The sequence below is a fragment of the Nostoc sp. genome, from assembly GCF_036917355.1.
Taxonomy (GTDB): domain Bacteria; phylum Cyanobacteriota; class Cyanobacteriia; order Cyanobacteriales; family Nostocaceae; genus Nostoc.
On the sequence record NZ_JBALDP010000009.1, the window covers coordinates 151,925 to 168,274 of the forward strand.

The window sequence follows — 16,350 nt, forward strand, 5'->3', positions numbered from 1 at the left end:
GGACTCGCAATCAGTTTAATTTGCCTTTATGTAGAAATACATTAAATTTTGTAATATATATGTAGTACAAAAGTGGATATAGACGGCTAGTAAGTAAATTGGCTCTAGCTTAAATTAAACATGGCCTACTATAAGGGGCATCAAATAACAGCATAGTTATATTGAGAAATTAGTCTACATCAGACTAGTACAAAACAGCGGAAATCCAGCTACTATCTCAATGAAGCAGACAAATAGCTCAAGCAACTTGTTCAAGGTAGGCAAACTTCCGTCACATTCTACTAGATTTCACTATATTTTTAATGAAATTTTCTTATATTTATTATTACCTGTGTTAATCTGAAGTACTCAAGCTAGCCTGCTATTTCTTGGTTTTTGTATCTAGAGAATTGTAATTATTAAACTGACATTAAATGTTGAGAGATTGAATTATGAAATCCTCTTCTATTATTTTAGCCATTGTGATTAGCGCAATCACTCTTAGTCAGAGTGCCTATGCTAACCAAGAGAATGTTCCCATAACAATAGGCGATCGCGATCGGGCCGGAGTTTTATTGACAGAACCAGCTACGATTAATACTACATGGAGTAATTTTATCGGACAGACTAATAATTCAAAACAAACTGCTGAATCAATTTCGCTAATGCAGGAGCGAGGATGCCAAAAAATTAACCCGCTTGAGTTCATCAATAACCCCAGCGCTTTTTTTAAGCAATGTCAGGAGCCAACCAAGACTCAAAGTACTGAACCAATTGAGTATCTCAAGGTCCCGAAACTGGATTCTGGTATTAGTGTGACAGTTACTAAGTTTTGATATGGGAACTTTTTTAACAAAAAATAGCTAATTCTTGGTAGTGTGATTTATTTAGATAATTTACGCTCAAATATGGATGAAATATTTATGCTGGCTGCTTTAGCTCAAAGCAGAAAAGCTGTGCCGGAATGTTTGCCGAATCCACCATTAGGCTGTGCGATCGTAGATGGCCAAGAGATAGTAGCTCAAGGATACACGCAAGCACTAGAAAAACACCATGCTGAAGCTGATGCACTTAAACAGATTCAAGGCAAAGCTTTCAATTTCTTGAAAATGTATGTAACTCTTGAACCTTGTTCTTTTCATGGACGTACACCTACCTGCATGTGCTTTAGCGATCGCTGATAAGCGAGAAGGCGTTGCATAATTAAGGGATGCACAATGTCGGGTGTTTCTTTGAGTAAAGACTTTAATAACTCCAGCGCCGCCTCTGGTTGCAGCACATCCAAAGATAACTTTGCAATGCGTCCCAAGTTCTGGCGTGTAGTCATCAACACTTTAAACCGAGAAGGTAGCGACTGGAAGTAAGGCTTAACTTGCTCGTAGTCGCTGACATCATCCAACACTAACAGCACATCACCCTCACGCCAACGCCGCCAACAGTATTGCACTTGGGCGAGTATATCAAAATCTTCTGGCGGCTTTAAATCAAGCTGCGTTCTGGCAAACTGCACAACTTGAATGCCCACATCCTCAGTTTTTGGTAGCAACCAGCAAAGCCCACCGTTATATGTTTCGCGGCGCTGGATGGCATATTGTAGGGCGAGTTCTGTTTTACCAACTCCACCCATACCAGCGATCGCAGCAATGGCAACTTGTTTATTATCCTGCAAAAGTTGGTGAAGATTTTGCAACTCTTCCTCACGCCCGACAAACTCCACCACCCCACTCAAGGGCAAATTTTGCGGTATTTCAGTAGAAAGTATCGATTCCCCTGGGGGCGACTGTAGTCAGAAGTTTAAGGTGTTACCGGAAATGGTATTTGTTCCACCTTTAATATTTATCTCCTGCCAATTTTCACTAATAGTGTTCGTAAGTTGAGGTTGTGCCTCATTAGCTACAGCTTCCACAGCTTGAGCAATTTCAGGATCTTTCTTTGCCGCTTTTTCTACTTGCTGCCCAATGAGATAAGCTTGACCATAATCTAAAGATTATGTTTTAGCCTGTTCGATAACCTTTGCCGTGCTAGGTTCCTTGCGTTTGAGCAGAACTAACAACTTTTCGCCTTCTTTCCAAGCCTTTTAGCCGATGATTTCACCAGTTTTTTCAAAGGCTTTGGTGATTACCAAAGTTGCGATCGCACCTGCTGTCAGTGATACTGGCTCCATAAGTTTGCCAAAGTATAAGAGATTTTACTTATGGCTCTTAGTTTAAAAGCCTCTTAGCAGTTGTACATAATTTCTGACTCCTGACTTCTGACTTCTGACTTCTGAATTCTGTTTTGATAAAACAAATAAAGGGACGACTCCAACAGGTGAAATCGTCCCTTTAAACTTATAAAAGTGAAATATTCTCTATCTGCTTACTCTGGCAGGTTCAACCCACTCATCCCAAGAGCTACCGTAGCCATCATAAGTAATTTTATAAAGATCGTTACTAACTTCTAAAACCTGCCCTGCATACCATTTCCCCTTCCACAAAATTCTCACTGCATCTCCAACTTGAAATGATGCCCGAAAGCGTGTAGTGCCAACCCATTCATCCCAGGAACTATCATAACTATCGTAGGTAATATAGCATTTCTCATCATTAACTTTAAGTACCGTTGCTGGATACCATCTTTCCTTCCAAAGAACCTCAGCCTTTTGTCCTACAGAACAAGGTGAAGCAGCAAAAGCGCTAGGAATTAATGCTCCTACCCAAGTGGCCATGAATATAGCGCCAAACAATACTTTGTTTTTCATGATTATTTCTATCCTCAAACAGTAAAACCAAATTTTGATGATGATTTCTGGAAGATCTACTTCAAAATTTGCAACTAACTGTTACTATTCTCGTGGGATTTATTTAGCGATCGCCTCAGCAAAAATTAGGAATTTCTGCCGCCGAATATGAAGATAGCACCGCAGGATTCCGCATTTAAAAATAACAGTAGTTACTGATTTTACAAATTTGACATCAAAAGCCCTCACCCTAAATCCTTCTCCCAAGCTTGGGAGAGGACTTTGAAATTTGCTCCCCTTCTCCCAATTTTGGGAGAAGGGGTTGGGGAATGAGGGCTTTTGATTCATGCAAGAGTTCTATTTTTTAATTCCCCTTTCTAAATCTAATTTCATAAAGTCCGAGCAAACCTGCTGCTAATAACAAAGGTAAGAAATAATAAACTCCCCGATAAGCTAACATTGAACCTAAAACTGCCGCCGACGAAACTTTTGAGGAGAGAATCAGCAAAATTATAGTTTCAAATACTCCCAAACCACCGGGGACATTACTAACTACACCTGCAAACATCGCTAGTAAATAAATTCCCAAAAAATCTAGATATGACAAAGATATATTGCTAGGAAGTAAAGCATAAAGAACTGCTGCTGCAAGAATCCAGTCAAAACTAGAAATTGCTATTTGAGCCAGAGATATTGTAAAAGAAGGAAATCGAAATTCATGTCCTCGAATTATTAATGGTTGTTTAATAAAAATACTTCCTAGTAAATAAGCCGCAACTACTAGCAGAAAAATTACGCCAATTGGACGCACAGTAGCAAAAGGTAAATGTAATTGAGTGGGAATCTTCAGTGGGTTGATGACGAACAATAAACCTGCAACAGCAAACATCCCCAACCAAAAGGTAAAATTGGCGAAAGCAATTACTTGAGCGATCGCAACTGCTGACACTCCCCAACTAGCATAAAATCGATAACGGATAGCACTACCAGTCAGCAAAGCAAAACCGATAGTATTACTAAATGCAGAGCTAATAAAGTTCGTGAAAGCTATCTTATTCCAACTTAAAGAGCGATTAATATAGTTAAAACCTAAGATATCGTACCCAATCATCACTACATAGCCCAAAGCTGTCAGCCAAATTGCCCAACTTACGCGACTTTTGGAAATAGCAGCTAGAGAGTTGAGGATATCACGATAATTATACTCACGTAATTCGTTAGCGATCGCCAACAGGGAAAGTACCAGCAGCAACAAGCCAAACAAAGAACTGAAATTCAGTTGCAGCTTTTTAAGCATAGTGAAGAAACTTATCCTAACCTTGACTTTTAATTTACAACCAGTCGTAAAGTTTCCATTCTGCTGACACAGCATTGACATATCATTTGCATAAAATTTTGAAGGTAAGCAACGACTAACTATCTCATGCCCAATACCTTTAAAAGATGAACTACAAACAATCTAAAATTCTCTTGTTATTTTCAGTATTAACCCTTGTTGGCTGTAATTTCTCCCAAAGTGTCATCGCAAAACCACCGCAACAGCAGGATTTACAAACAACGCCTTCCGTTGTTCCAATCCAGCGCAATACTAGCAACTCAGAAACTCTCCTAACCTACAAAATTGAAACTTACGATAGTCAAGCAATGGGTGCAAGTCGCACTTATGGTGTTTCTTTACCTCCTGGCTATGAGCAAAACCCCAAACAAAGGTATCCTGTAATCTTTCTCCTCCACGGTGGACATGGTAATCCCAGTGATTGGTTTATTCAGAATAAGGGACAAGCTCTCAAGACAGTAGAACAACTTTATACTACAGGTAAGTTGCCACCCAGCATCATCATTACACCAGATGGCAACGACAAACGCGGCTCTAGTCCCTACCGAGATCCCGAATATATCGATGGCCCTAACGGTAAAGTCTCTACAGCCGTAGGTGATGAGTTAGTAAAAGTTGTGCAAAGCCGTTATCGTACAATAAATAATCCAGATTTTTGGGCGATAGGTGGTTTATCTTCTGGTGGTTGGGGAGCAATCAATGTGGGATTGCACAACGTGGATCGTTTCTCGATTTTATTTAGTCATAGTGGTTATTTTAATGATAAAAGTGGCCCAGCAAATAGCCCAATATCTTACATTAAAACCATTCCCATACAAGCTCAAAAAAGGTTGAAAATTTACCTGGATTCGGGTACATCAGATATTGATGAAATCAAGGAAGCCGAGCGATTTAGCAAAGTACTAAATCAACTGAAAATTTATAATTCATTTCGTGAGTTTCCTGGCAGTCACACTTGGCAATACTGGCGGAAACATTTAGCAAACTCCTTAACATTTGTCGGCGAACAATTTCGAGCTTCAGAAAGAGCAAATATGGCTGATAATTTAAAGATTAATAACAAGAAAAGTAATTAAAATAATTAAAAATATCTACGATCGATAATACTACTTTTCAAAACCGTTGATATTTAAACATTAATGTGAAAAACTCTACTACAATTTCTCAGCAGATTAATTATAGTAAGTTCTAACGGAGGTGGTTTTTTTAGCTGTAAAAGAGTATGAAAATTTCTAAGTTTTTAATTGGCTTAGTAGGAGCGATCGCACTCTTCACTGGCATAGGTTATTATTATGTATTCATCTTAGGTGCGCCACAACTAGACCCACCTAAAAAAACGGCAAATACTGGGCTAAAGTTTCAATTAGCAACCTTCAACTCCCAAGCAATGGGTGCAGTTCGTAACTACGGCGTGATTTTGCCCTCTAGCTATAGCAAAAATCCTCAAAAGCGCTACCCTGTGATATTCTTACTACACGGTGGTCATGATGATGCTCGTGCTTATGTTAATAAATATGCACTCTTAGATGTATTGCATGAACTTTATCAAAGTGGAAAATTACCGCCATCGATTGTGATTACACCTGATGGTAATGATAATCGCGGTTCTAGTCCTTTATATGACCCCGATTACTTTGATGGGCCGAATGGCAAAATGGGGACTTTAATTGGTTCAGAATTAGTACAAGTTGTCAAGTCGCGCTACCGCACTTTGGAAGAACCTCAATTTTGGGCGCTGGGAGGTCTATCTTCTGGAGGATGGGGTGCATTTAATATCGGATTACGCTATCTCAACAACTTTCAGATTTTGTTTAGCCATAGCGGTTACTTTACTGATGACAGCGGTTCACAAAATAGTCCTCAACAAATTGTGCAACAGTTACCAGTTAAAGACAGAAAGCGATTGCGTGTTTACCTAGATGCTGGTTTGAACGATCCTAATTTGCTAGCCTCTACCAAAGCCTTCAACGAAACCTTAAAGAAATTAGGCATTGCTCACGTATTTTATGCATTTCCTGGAGGTCATGGTTTGTCTGGTGCTAATGTAGGCTGGAACTACTTTCACAAACATCTTAAAGATTCACTCTCCTATGTAGGGGAACAGTTTAAAAAGTTAGGAGTTAGGAGTTAAGAGTTAAAAATTGAAAACTTCTAACTCCTAACTCCTCACTCCTAACTACTAACGAAAAATGACAAATAATTTAAAAACTCAGATTGGACTTTGGAGTGCAGTTTTCCTAACAGGTTTAGTCGGAGTAGTAAATTTATTATCAGCAGTGACACCTAACCTGTATGGGCGGACTCACTGGTTAAAGGAATTTTTACCATTTGAAATTCGCGCCAGCGGTCATATATTCGCAGCATTGACTGGGTTTGTTTTATTAACACTTGCTACTAATTTATTACGCCGGAAAAGAATAGCCTGGTTACTTACCATTGGTTTACTAATAATTTCCATTTTCAGCCATTTGCTGAAGGGACTGGACTATGAAGAGAGTCTACTCTCTGGAGTTTTACTGCTGCAATTAATCTTGATGCGCCATTATTTCACGGCGCAATCAGACCGTCCTTCCATTGCACGGGGAGTCAGAGTACTGATAGGCGCTTTATTATTTACCCTGGCATACGGAACTATTGGATTTTACTTGTTAGACGGCAAATTTTCAGAGAATTTTAATTGGCGGGAAGCGATAGTTCAGACTTTGGCGATGTTCTTCACCGAGGATAATTGGGGACTGCAACCAAAAAGTCGATTTGGAGAATTTTTTGCTAATTCTATCTATATTATTGCCGCAGGTACTATTACTTATGCAATGGTAATGCTGTTGCAACCTGTATTTTGGCGCAATCTAGCAACTACAAACGAGCGACGAAGAGTTAAAGAAATTGTCGAGCAATATGGATGTTCTTCTTTAGCAGCGCTCACACTCTTAAATGATAAAAGTTATTATTTCAGCCCTTCAGGTAATAGTGTAATTGCTTATGTTCCCAAAGGACGGGGTGCGATCGCATTAGGAGATCCCATCGGCCCGATTGAAGACCGCAAAGAGACAATTATTGCTTTCCAACAGTTTTGTCAGCGTAATGACTGGTATCCTGGCTTTTACCAAACTATGCCCGATGATGTTGAGCTTTACAAATCATTGGGGTTTAAAGTACTTAAGATTGGAGAGGAAGCGATCGTTGACTTAAAAAGTTTTACGTTACAAGGTAAAGCCGGTAAAAACTTTAGACCATCAATCAGTCGTTTAACTAAGCTAGGATACCAAATCGACTTTTACCAACCACCCATCGCCAATGATTTATTGCATCGGCTCAAATCTGTGAGTGATGAATGGTTGAAAATGGTACAAGGTTCAGAAAAACAATTTTCTTTGGGTTGGTTTGAGGAAGCTTACCTGCGAGAATGCGAGATTGCTGTGGTGCATAATCCTGAAGGTCAGATTAGCGCCTTTGCCAACATTATCCAAGAGTACCAACTTAACGAAGCAACTATTGACCTGATGCGACATCGCTCATCTCTTGAAAATGGCACAATGGACTTTCTATTTATTTCCCTGCTCCAGCATTTTAAAGAGAATGGCTACGACAGCTTTAATTTCGGTCTTTCTGCCCTAGCGGGAGTTGGAGACAACCCGGAAGCGCGCCGCTTGGAGAAAGTATTGCGCTATCTTTACGAGCATTTGAATCGTTTCTACAACTTCAAAGGATTGCACGCCTACAAAGACAAGTTCCGCCCCCGTTGGGAACCGCGTTATTTGGTTTACCCCAGTTTAGCTGCTTTACCAGATGTAGTTGTAGCATTGATTCGCGCAGATTCAGGCGATCGCCTCTTCGATTATTTCAAACCCGGAGCCTAAATGTGGACTCAAAAAATTCGCAATGTTTTTGACTAGTATTGCTTTATACCATAACACCTCATTGCACAACGATATCTACTAGGGGCTACGCCGACACAACTTGGTGTTTATATGATACAATTGTACTATAAAAGTATGAATGTTTGATAAGTATGCAACGCGAAGTACAGTTTTGCCTAAGTTCATAGCGAATAGACTCAAACAAACTTTGCGCTCCTCTGCGTTTAAACTAAACCCTCAATTATCCACGAATTTACCAACCTGCGTACAAAGCTTGGTAATCAAATCATTGTGTGTTTTTACTTGAAATTAGCACGGTTATAACAGCTTATTTGGGAATATTAATAGACTTCAATAACCGTTGCTATAAAAGATTATTGACCTTTATATGGAAGGTGGCAATATGAGCGAGAATAAAATTTCTCTAGTAGAATTAATCAAAATTTTTGGACAATACCGCAATAATATTATCATCAATGTTAAGCACTTACAAGAACATTATCAAAGAACAGGTGTTAAGCGTATTAGAGGTGTTAGAAACGAAAATGGAGAACTGTTACAACCTTGGTTAACAACAGAATATATAGATAATGCTGAGTATGTCGGTATGGGCGAGTTTCAGTTTAGCCGCAACGCTGCTACTATCAATATGCTTGTCAAACGTAGAGTTAAACTTGCCAAGCTTGAAGACCAAACTCCTACTATTGAAGTAGCAGGCTTGTTAGTAAATGACCTCAACACCTTTAATAATTACACGATTGTAAGTGACGGCAAAATCAACGTAAAGTCATTACAAGTCAAAATTAGCAGTAAAAAAGCCTTTGACTTACTCAAACAAAAAGGCATACTAGACGCAGAAGAATTTGACTTTCGGGCAGAATATACGATTCAGTTAGATAACTTGCCACTTGTAGCTGCTAATAGTCGTTACAGCAGTATTGATGGACTATTCAATCAACTAGCAGAAATTAAAGTACTGACTAGTATTATTGGCGCTCACTTAAAAAAGGAATCAGATGTATTTATCGAGGCGCAGTTAGATGAGCTTAAAAAGCACTACCTTTCTAAGAATACTTACATCAGCTTTCCTACAACCAATGAATATACTGACATCAGCGAAGCTTTAGCTAATGGTACTATTGAATCAAAACTGAGTTATAAAATCGATATCGGCAGTCAAGATATTCTGAACTTGAGTAAATTACCTTCTGCTAACAAGTTTCTCAATAGAATGTATCGTCTTTATGACAAAGAAACTGGAGAAAGTATCATTAAGCCGAATTTCGAGATGGCATTTAATCAGAATCTCGCTGTTAGACATAGGTTACTATCATCACGTACCAAGATTACAAAAGTTGATGAGTTAATGAAACCAATTTTTGATGATTTTCTTGGGCTTGAGCAAAATGGTATTGTTGGAGGAATACTTAAGAAAGTTGGTGCTGATAGTTTGGCGCAGTTATTGCAGGATAAACAAACTGGTAAGCAGATTGACAAAGAAGAAATGGTTGCAGCTTTAACAGTGGCAAATAAAAAGTTAGAACAATATGCAGAAAATATCTATCAAGATAAAATATCTCCCTTAGTCTTTTACATTGGTTCTACTGGACTATTGCCAGAGCAAATGAAAGCCAAAGCCATGAACGCTGATGAAGCTGCTGCGAAATACCTAAACTTGCAATTTTCTAAAGATGAGCAAGAAGGTACTTTTTTTGCAGTTGGTGATAGTATTATCACCATTTATACCAAGACTGAATATTACAGCAAAAAGATAGCTAACCTAAATCATTTGTGATCCAAAAAATCCCCGACTTCTTTTAGAAGTCGGGGATCTATGGCTTATAATTATCACAAATAAAATAGGATTACTATATAAATAAGCTATTTTTGCTTAAAAAGCTGCTGACTCTTCTCCAAGCAATGACTGTATAACTAAATCAGCAATGCTAGCCAGTCCCATCCCAAATTCTGGAATTATGAATATAAGCATCATTGCAAAAAGTCCAAATTGGGTATATTGCAGTGGCTTTAGCTTAGGAAAAATTTCACTGAAAACATGAAACCCATCAAGTGGTGGAATTGGCAAGAGATTAAACAAAAATAATGTCAAATTAATCCGAGCTGCTAAGTAAAAAAAATCTTCGCTCAAAAGTCCTGAAAGACTGAGATTAGAAAGAAATTTCAGCACCATAATAAATAGAACGCCTAAAGCTAGATTTGATAATGGCCCAGCTGCTGATACCAAAATATTGCCTAGCTTCCCAGAGCGAAACTTAGATGGGTTAACGGGCATTTGTCCCCAAGCTATACCCATAAGACAGAGAAAAATGATTGATTCTTTGCCCATGTGAACTACAGGATTCAGCGTCAGATGACCAGTCTGTTGTGGAGTATTATCTCCCTGACTCATCGCAGCCCAGCCGTGAGCAAGTTCATGCAAAGTGATGGAGAATATAACAATTACAACGATTCTGAAAAAATGAATCGGGTTTGTGATTAGTGTTTCGATAAACATACGTTACTAAATTTTGGTAATGCCCTATCTGTGCAATGACAAAACAATGGTATAAATTTTACTAAAGTTACTATTTAAACTACTACTGTAATTTTTGGTATATTTTATAAATTAAAATTTACTACTTTTATTAATCTCAGTTGATTTTATAGCTTCAAAAAATTAGTCAATAACACTTTAAGGATTTTAAAGCCTGGTAATAACTACGTATTTATTTTATTTTTTAGTATCTAAAAACTTAATTTATTAGCTATCAACTTGGATTGAATGTATAATAAAGCACTTGAAAGGTGTAAAATCACAAATCACAGATAGATGAGCTTGATTTGTGTCTAACTGCATCTATAGTTTTATGTTTCTTGACTCAAAACAGAGTTGCTATTGTCTTGTTATTTGGGTATATCACTTTGCAAAGTTAATTTTATTACCTGATGTAGCAATAGATTTACTAATAATCTTTAAGAAAATTACGCAGAAATCAGCTTCAATGAGACAATCTGACCTAATCTTCTCAACCTAAAGGAAGACATGAACGATCGCACAAAGGCTCTCCAGGCTCTCGCCGCTGAACGTTGGCGGGTATCCTTGATTCTGACTGGAGCCATGATGTTTATTTACTTTGGCTTTATCCTATTAATCGCGTTCAATAAGCCCCTGCTGGGGTCATTAGTATTTCCTGGCCTCAGTCTGGGAATTTTACTAGGAGCGCTGGTAATTGTCTCAGCATGGGTATTAATTTTTATCTACGTGCGTTGGGCAAATAGTAGTTACGACGACCAAATTGCAAGGCTGACACGCAAATAAAGAGTGCTGAGTACTACTTAAACCACTCAGTACTCAGAACTGAGTAAGGTAAATTAGCTATTAGCAATTTCTAGTCCCAAATCCAAAATCCTAAACCAAAAAAGCATGAATAGTGTGTGGTTCGATTTGCCACTAGCGGCAGATATTACTAGTCTTGGTAAGTTTAACCCGTTGGCGATCGCTTTCTTTTTTCTGTTTGTTGTAAGTTCTCTAGGCATTACCTATTGGGCAGCAAAGCTCACCAAAAACACGGCACAGTTCTATACAGCTGGCGGTAAGATTAGCGGTTTCCAAAATGGGCTAGCCTTGGCTGGAGACTTTATGAGTGCAGCTAGCTTTTTAGGTATCGCTGGGCTAGTGGCACTCAACGGCTTTGACGGCTTAATTTATTCTATCGGCTTCCTGGTGGGCTGGCCGATTGTTATGTTTCTAATTGCCGAACCACTACGTAACTTAGGTAAATACACTTTTGCTGATGTAGTGGCTTTTCGCTTGCAGCAAAAACCTGTACGTATCGCCTCTGCAATTGGAACGCTGGTAGTAATTAGCTTTTACTTAATTGCCCAGATGGTAGGTGCTGGTGAGCTAATCAAATTATTGTTTGGCTTTGATTATGAATTAGCTGTGGTCATTGTCGGTTGTGTGATGATGGCTTATGTGATTTTTGGCGGGATGATTGCCACCACTTGGGTACAAATTATCAAAGCAGTTTTATTACTCGGCGGAACTGTTTTACTAGCTATCTTAGTACTGGCACGATTTGGCTTTAACCCGATCGCTCTTTTCGCTGCTGCATCTGAAAAGTATACAGGTGTATTAGCTCCGGGCAAACTGGTTTCCGATCCCTTTGATGCGATTTCTTTAGGGATGTCGTTAATGTTCGGCACTGCTGGACTACCACACATTCTGATGCGTTTCTACACAGTACCTGACGCCAAAGCAGCGCGGCTCTCTGTTACTTACGCCACAGCTATTATTGGCGTTTTTTATCTCCTTACCTTCATTCTGGGTTTTGGAGCAATGGTGCTAGTAGGTCAAGATGCCATCAAGCAAATTGGTACTGGTGGTAATATGGCTGCGCCGATGTTGGCAGAATTTCTCGGCGGTGATGCTTTCTTAGGTTTTATTGCGGCTGTTTCTTTTGCAACGATTTTGGCGGTTGTTGCTGGGTTGACACTCTCAGGTGCAGCTGCATTGTCTCATGATTTGTGGGTGAACGTAGTGCGCTCTGGTCATGCCGACGAGTCAGAACAGCTAAAGGTGGCTCGCGGTGCAACAATGCTTTTGGGGTTAGTGGCGATATTCTTGGGTATCTTGTTTAAAGGGCAAAATGTAGCCTATATGGTAGGTTTAGCATTTGCGATCGCTGCGAGTGCAAACTTCCCAGCGTTACTCTTATCAATGCTGTGGCGACGCTTCACTACCAATGGTGCGGTTGCAAGTATGGTAGTAGGAACTGTCTCCTCTTTAGTGCTGATTTATTTATCACCTACTATTCAAGTAACGATTCTCAAGCACGCTTCTGCACCCTTTCCCCTAAAAAATCCTGGATTAATCAGTATCCCACTGGCGTTTATTGTGGCGATTGTCGTTTCACTATTGAGTACTGAACAGTTGGCACAAGAAAAATTTGCGGAAGTTGAGGATCGCATTCACATTGGTTCTGGAATGTGATTTTGTCATTTGTCATTTGTCATTTGTCATTGGGTAAAAAGGCAGAAGTGCAGGGAAAGGTTACAGAGGAGAAGAATTTCCCCCCTGCTCCCCTGCTCCCTGCCCCTCTGCTACTGTCCAAGCTCTTTGATGTTATCCATCACTTGTTGGTATAAGTCGTTGTTACCTTGACTTTGAAAAATACTTGCTGCTTGTTGTAAGTCCTTGAGCGCTCCCTGTTTGTCTCCATTGCTGGCGCGGGCATTTCCTCGGTTATTGTAGGCAGGGGCAAAGTTACGATTGAGGCGAATGGCTTGATTGTAATCTGCGATCGCACCCTTGAAATCTCCATTGGCAGCACGGGCATTTCCTCGGTTATTATAGGCGATCGCATATTTGGGGTTAAGGAGAATCGCTTGATCGAGATCGTCTATTGCCCCTTTTTTGTCTCCATTGGTGGCGCGGGCATTTCCTCGGTTATTGTAAGCTTCGGCATAGTTGGGATTGAGGCGAATTGCTTCACTGTAATCTTTAACTGCTTCTCTGTTGTTTCCTAGTGAGGCGCGGGCATTTCCTAAGTTATTGTGGGCTTCGGCGTCGTTAGGGTTGATGCGGAGTGCTTGATTGTAATCTGCGATCGCTTTTTCCTTGTCTCCCAAATCAAAGTAGGCTAATCCCCGCGCGTTGTAGGCAGCGCCATACTGAGAATTTTGACTAATTGCCTTACCATAAGAAGCGATCGCAGCTTGCAAGTCGCCGTTTAAATGCTGATTCTTTCCCTGAAGATAAAATTCTCCACCTCTGGATGTTGTAGCTGAACGACGGCTAGGTTGACTAACTCCTATTTCTGTTACTAATACATTGTCATTCTTACTACAAGAAATACTGCTAATTGCAGTTAATGTAGTAAAAATAGCTATGGTAAATAAAGTATTTACCCTTGTTCGCTTTTGCCCAAATAAACGCCGTCTCATAAGTTAATATAAACTGCCATCATACCGTAACGGAATTAGTACCAAAATCTAGATTTTAATTCTTTAACTCAATAACTATTCTAACTTTTGATAGGGTTTTAAAGTTAATTGACAAATTTCCCTAATATTTTATAGATTTATCAGATAAGAAAGGAGGAAAGAATTATTAAATTTCAATATTTATTCTTCACAATAACTCTATAAATTCTGAAATTTGTAGCAAGATGAACAATTTACTCATCCTCAGTTTCACTCTCTTGAGTTTTGGAAGTTAGCCGCCAAGAGGTGGTTTTGTCAATATCTACAGATAGTTGTTCCAGATTTTCCCCTAAATCCTTTTGAAGTTTCTGAGTTAACGTAATCGGAAAATCTAAATTAATACCTTGAGTTTGTGCTAGTCTGGCTAATTCTGTAAATGCAGCTTTGATTGTAGTCCGTTCATAACTAGTCAGCTTATAATCATAAGTTTCTGATATATTCTGAGCTTGCATGGCTTTTTTTATACGTTCTTGCAAATGCTCAAATTCTGAATTCAATAACTTCCATTGCTGTTCAACTTGCGAGTATCTAGTACTTAGCGATATTAAGTCTTCCATTGCAGGTTCGGGGCTAGCTTGGGCTTGTAAGTCTAACAAGTTTAAGTGAATTTGAGCAAGATAAATGCAGTCTAGGTAAGCATACTCTATCTGTTCTTCAGTCAGAGGGCGTTTTGCCCAATCGCTTTTTTGTTCTTGTTTATCGATATTGTTAAAGCTACAAAGTGCTGTAGCTATAGTTTTGAGTTGGTAATTGGGTAATGGCAAAAGATAGTAGGGAATTTTTTTGGCCATTTCCAAAGTGCAAGTAATATTTTTGGCTTTCTTGCTACCGAGAAATTTTAGATCGTAACTGGCGTTGTGAAAAACTTTTTCAATGGCAGAATTTATCATAATTTTCTCAATAAATTCAGCTATAATATTAGGCTGGTCTAATACATCTAAAAGATAGACGCGATCGCCACTCATATCTTGAGGATTATCTAATACCTGAATCAGCGATAATCGGGGATTACGACTTTTATAATCAGCGACTTCTGTATCTATCCACAGTGTTTTAGCGTTTGTATATTCAGCAACAATGGCACGAATTTCGCTAGCCGAAGTAAGGTAGGGCATTGGCTAATATTTCCTGATATTTAAGGCATTGTAAGTAAGCCATAGTTTTATAAAGTAACATTTTGTTGGTAAGTTTGCTTATACAGGATTGCAAAAAGGCTGAAGTTTGAAATTCGTCATAGACATCGCCAAATTGACTCAAATCTGATAACATCGAGTCACTACTGTGGAGTGGCATAGTCTACCATCAAAACAGCTACTCAGCATCTACCTTAAAGTCATAGAAAGCCACAGACTGGGTGTAAAAGCATCCTGGTTAGCAGCCGTCAGAAAAATTGAATTGGCATTTCTCAAAACTAGGCGCAAAATCTTAGCTTCAAGAAATCGTCCAAATTTCAATTTTCAGTAACCTAAGCTATTGCTTAAGCACTTTTGCTACTTCACTTTTAATTGTTTTTTTTAAAGTTGCTCCTCATCATCACACACACTTCAATTAACCGCTTCAAGTACTCAATTCGGAGATAGATAATGAAAAAGCTAATTCTATTAGTAGTTAGTAGCATTTTGGTAGTTGGTACTTTTGGCTGCCAAGAGGCTCCTAAAACTGGTTCAGAAACTCCTAGCACAACTAATGAAGCTGCTCAAGCACCAGCAAAACCAGCTTCAGAGACAAATCAAACTGCCAAAGTTCCAGAAACACAAGCTACTCCTTTAGCAGCTAATACAGGTACGAAAGTTAAAACCGATGCTGAAAAAACGGCAGCAACAAAAGCTAAGAGCGATTTAAAAACTGAAGTTAGCGCAAAGTTGAATAAAGGCTTACCAGGCAACAAGTTGCAAGTTGAAAACAAAGAGGGTGAAATTATCCTCAAAGGTACAGCCGCTTCTGTTGAAGAACTCAAGAAAGCTGAAACCTTAGCTAAAGAAGTTCAAGGTGTGAAGACAGTGAAGGTAGAAGCAAAAGTTGATATTGTAAAAAAGCCATAAAAGAATAACTGAAGCTTTCAGTTAGCATCGGCATGAAAGCTAATCAGAGACTTACATCTGTGTAAGTCTCTGTTTCTGCTTACTTATAGCTATTTTCAGGTAAATAGACGATGTGATGGGGCATTGGTGTCAACTTAACGTGAAACCACTTGTCCGCCGGGAATTGAAATTCCCGTCTCATAGCAAAAGTCATCTGAAGATAACTAAATATCGCCAAAAATCTCCAGTCTACTTCAGTAGACTTAAGCCTAAAAGCCAAAGAAATTTATTTCCGGGCGGGCATGGAAGCCAACAGTTAAGCTATTTCCAGCTTAAGTTGACACCAATGGTGGTGGGGGCACTCCTATCTACTATAGGTTAATAGTTAAAGTCTATAAAAAAGACTGAGAAGTGGTTTCAGTTTACTTGAGTAGACTGAAATTTAGCTAT

General features: G+C 39.1%; 16 protein-coding genes. 10 read left to right on the plus strand and 6 right to left on the minus strand.

What is annotated here, in order from left to right; genetic code table 11:
• Positions 1–431 precede the first annotated feature (431 nt).
• Together V7K53_RS02675 and V7K53_RS02680 are read left to right on the plus strand one after the other, a co-directional pair.
• Positions 432–815 carry a hypothetical protein gene (locus V7K53_RS02675; protein ID WP_335196111.1) on the plus strand — a complete coding sequence of 128 codons (384 nt, stop codon included), beginning with the start codon at positions 432–434 and terminating at the stop codon, positions 813–815.
• 72 nt (positions 816–887) lie between these two features.
• Positions 888–1,160, plus strand: coding sequence for a deaminase (locus V7K53_RS02680; RefSeq protein WP_335196112.1), 273 nt, complete (start codon positions 888–890; stop codon positions 1,158–1,160).
• On the opposite strand, the gene V7K53_RS02685 is transcribed toward V7K53_RS02680, so the two are convergent.
• The gene (locus tag V7K53_RS02685) at positions 1,118–1,714 is read right to left on the minus strand and encodes an NB-ARC domain-containing protein (protein WP_335196113.1); all 597 of its coding nucleotides are present in this window, start codon (positions 1,712–1,714) and stop codon (positions 1,118–1,120) included. The two genes, V7K53_RS02680 and V7K53_RS02685, sit on opposite strands and share 43 nt — an antisense overlap.
• A gap of 349 nt (positions 1,715–2,063) precedes the next feature.
• Between V7K53_RS02685 and V7K53_RS02690 the strand changes: the two genes are divergently transcribed.
• On the plus strand, positions 2,064–2,189 hold the full coding sequence (locus V7K53_RS02690; protein WP_335196114.1) for a hypothetical protein: 126 nt from the start codon (positions 2,064–2,066) through the stop codon (positions 2,187–2,189).
• Between the two features lie 140 nt (positions 2,190–2,329).
• On the opposite strand, the gene V7K53_RS02695 is transcribed toward V7K53_RS02690, so the two are convergent.
• Both V7K53_RS02695 and V7K53_RS02700 read right to left on the minus strand, forming a co-directional pair.
• Positions 2,330–2,719 (minus strand): agenet domain-containing protein, encoded by a 390-nt coding sequence (locus tag V7K53_RS02695; RefSeq protein ID WP_335196115.1) that lies wholly within the window; start codon positions 2,717–2,719, stop codon positions 2,330–2,332.
• A gap of 343 nt (positions 2,720–3,062) precedes the next feature.
• A complete protein-coding gene (locus tag V7K53_RS02700; RefSeq protein WP_335196116.1) occupies positions 3,063–3,995 on the minus strand; it encodes a lysylphosphatidylglycerol synthase domain-containing protein in 933 nt (310 codons plus the stop codon).
• A gap of 146 nt (positions 3,996–4,141) precedes the next feature.
• On the opposite strand from V7K53_RS02700, the gene V7K53_RS02705 reads away from it, so the two are divergent.
• From V7K53_RS02705 to V7K53_RS02720, 4 genes are all read left to right on the plus strand, one after another.
• Positions 4,142–5,110, plus strand: coding sequence for an alpha/beta hydrolase (locus V7K53_RS02705; protein WP_335196117.1), 969 nt, complete (start codon positions 4,142–4,144; stop codon positions 5,108–5,110).
• A gap of 146 nt (positions 5,111–5,256) precedes the next feature.
• Positions 5,257–6,165 carry an alpha/beta hydrolase gene (locus V7K53_RS02710; protein ID WP_335196118.1) on the plus strand — a complete coding sequence of 303 codons (909 nt, stop codon included), beginning with the start codon at positions 5,257–5,259 and terminating at the stop codon, positions 6,163–6,165.
• A 58-nt stretch (positions 6,166–6,223) separates the two neighbouring features.
• On the plus strand, positions 6,224–7,894 hold the full coding sequence (locus V7K53_RS02715) for a phosphatidylglycerol lysyltransferase domain-containing protein (RefSeq protein WP_335196119.1): 1,671 nt from the start codon (positions 6,224–6,226) through the stop codon (positions 7,892–7,894).
• Positions 7,895–8,297: 403 nt separating this feature from the next.
• Positions 8,298–9,689, plus strand: coding sequence for a hypothetical protein (locus tag V7K53_RS02720; RefSeq protein ID WP_335196120.1), 1,392 nt, complete (start codon positions 8,298–8,300; stop codon positions 9,687–9,689).
• Between the two features lie 96 nt (positions 9,690–9,785).
• Here V7K53_RS02720 and V7K53_RS02725 read toward each other — a convergent pair whose 3' ends face one another.
• Positions 9,786–10,409 (minus strand): site-2 protease family protein, encoded by a 624-nt coding sequence (locus tag V7K53_RS02725; RefSeq protein ID WP_335196121.1) that lies wholly within the window; start codon positions 10,407–10,409, stop codon positions 9,786–9,788.
• Positions 10,410–10,937: 528 nt separating this feature from the next.
• Between V7K53_RS02725 and V7K53_RS02730 the strand changes: the two genes are divergently transcribed.
• Both V7K53_RS02730 and V7K53_RS02735 read left to right on the plus strand, forming a co-directional pair.
• On the plus strand, positions 10,938–11,213 hold the full coding sequence (locus tag V7K53_RS02730; protein ID WP_322673478.1) for a DUF485 domain-containing protein: 276 nt from the start codon (positions 10,938–10,940) through the stop codon (positions 11,211–11,213).
• A gap of 105 nt (positions 11,214–11,318) precedes the next feature.
• Positions 11,319–12,887: a sodium:solute symporter family transporter gene (locus V7K53_RS02735; RefSeq protein ID WP_335196122.1), complete on the plus strand. Its 1,569-nt coding sequence runs from the start codon at positions 11,319–11,321 to the stop codon at positions 12,885–12,887.
• Positions 12,888–12,997: 110 nt separating this feature from the next.
• Here the strand turns inward: V7K53_RS02735 and V7K53_RS02740 are convergent, their stop codons facing one another.
• On the minus strand, positions 12,998–13,840 hold the full coding sequence (locus V7K53_RS02740; RefSeq protein ID WP_335196124.1) for a tetratricopeptide repeat protein: 843 nt from the start codon (positions 13,838–13,840) through the stop codon (positions 12,998–13,000).
• 233 nt (positions 13,841–14,073) lie between these two features.
• Positions 14,074–14,994 carry a ribonuclease D gene (locus V7K53_RS02745; protein WP_335196125.1) on the minus strand — a complete coding sequence of 307 codons (921 nt, stop codon included), beginning with the start codon at positions 14,992–14,994 and terminating at the stop codon, positions 14,074–14,076.
• A 468-nt stretch (positions 14,995–15,462) separates the two neighbouring features.
• On the opposite strand from V7K53_RS02745, the gene V7K53_RS02750 reads away from it, so the two are divergent.
• Positions 15,463–15,921 carry a BON domain-containing protein gene (locus V7K53_RS02750; protein ID WP_335196126.1) on the plus strand — a complete coding sequence of 153 codons (459 nt, stop codon included), beginning with the start codon at positions 15,463–15,465 and terminating at the stop codon, positions 15,919–15,921.
• Positions 15,922–16,350 lie beyond the last annotated feature (429 nt).

Bases quoted from the DNA above. Each gene is read 5' to 3' on its own strand.
- V7K53_RS02750 (WP_335196126.1), top strand. From the start codon at position 15,463: ATGAAAAAGCTAATTCTATTAGTAGTTAGTAGCATTTTGGTAGTTGGT.
- V7K53_RS02705 (WP_335196117.1), top strand. From the start codon at position 4,142: ATGAACTACAAACAATCTAAAATTCTCTTGTTATTTTCAGTATTAACC.
- V7K53_RS02690 (WP_335196114.1), top strand. From the start codon at position 2,064: ATGATTTCACCAGTTTTTTCAAAGGCTTTGGTGATTACCAAAGTTGCG.
- V7K53_RS02725 (WP_335196121.1), bottom strand. From the start codon at position 10,409: ATGTTTATCGAAACACTAATCACAAACCCGATTCATTTTTTCAGAATC.
- V7K53_RS02720 (WP_335196120.1), top strand. From the start codon at position 8,298: ATGAGCGAGAATAAAATTTCTCTAGTAGAATTAATCAAAATTTTTGGA.
- V7K53_RS02740 (WP_335196124.1), bottom strand. From the start codon at position 13,840: ATGAGACGGCGTTTATTTGGGCAAAAGCGAACAAGGGTAAATACTTTA.
- V7K53_RS02745 (WP_335196125.1), bottom strand. From the start codon at position 14,994: ATGCCCTACCTTACTTCGGCTAGCGAAATTCGTGCCATTGTTGCTGAA.
- V7K53_RS02700 (WP_335196116.1), bottom strand. From the start codon at position 3,995: ATGCTTAAAAAGCTGCAACTGAATTTCAGTTCTTTGTTTGGCTTGTTG.
- V7K53_RS02715 (WP_335196119.1), top strand. From the start codon at position 6,224: ATGACAAATAATTTAAAAACTCAGATTGGACTTTGGAGTGCAGTTTTC.
- V7K53_RS02675 (WP_335196111.1), top strand. From the start codon at position 432: ATGAAATCCTCTTCTATTATTTTAGCCATTGTGATTAGCGCAATCACT.
- V7K53_RS02735 (WP_335196122.1), top strand. From the start codon at position 11,319: ATGAATAGTGTGTGGTTCGATTTGCCACTAGCGGCAGATATTACTAGT.
- V7K53_RS02695 (WP_335196115.1), bottom strand. From the start codon at position 2,719: ATGAAAAACAAAGTATTGTTTGGCGCTATATTCATGGCCACTTGGGTA.
- V7K53_RS02710 (WP_335196118.1), top strand. From the start codon at position 5,257: ATGAAAATTTCTAAGTTTTTAATTGGCTTAGTAGGAGCGATCGCACTC.
- V7K53_RS02730 (WP_322673478.1), top strand. From the start codon at position 10,938: ATGAACGATCGCACAAAGGCTCTCCAGGCTCTCGCCGCTGAACGTTGG.
- V7K53_RS02680 (WP_335196112.1), top strand. From the start codon at position 888: ATGGATGAAATATTTATGCTGGCTGCTTTAGCTCAAAGCAGAAAAGCT.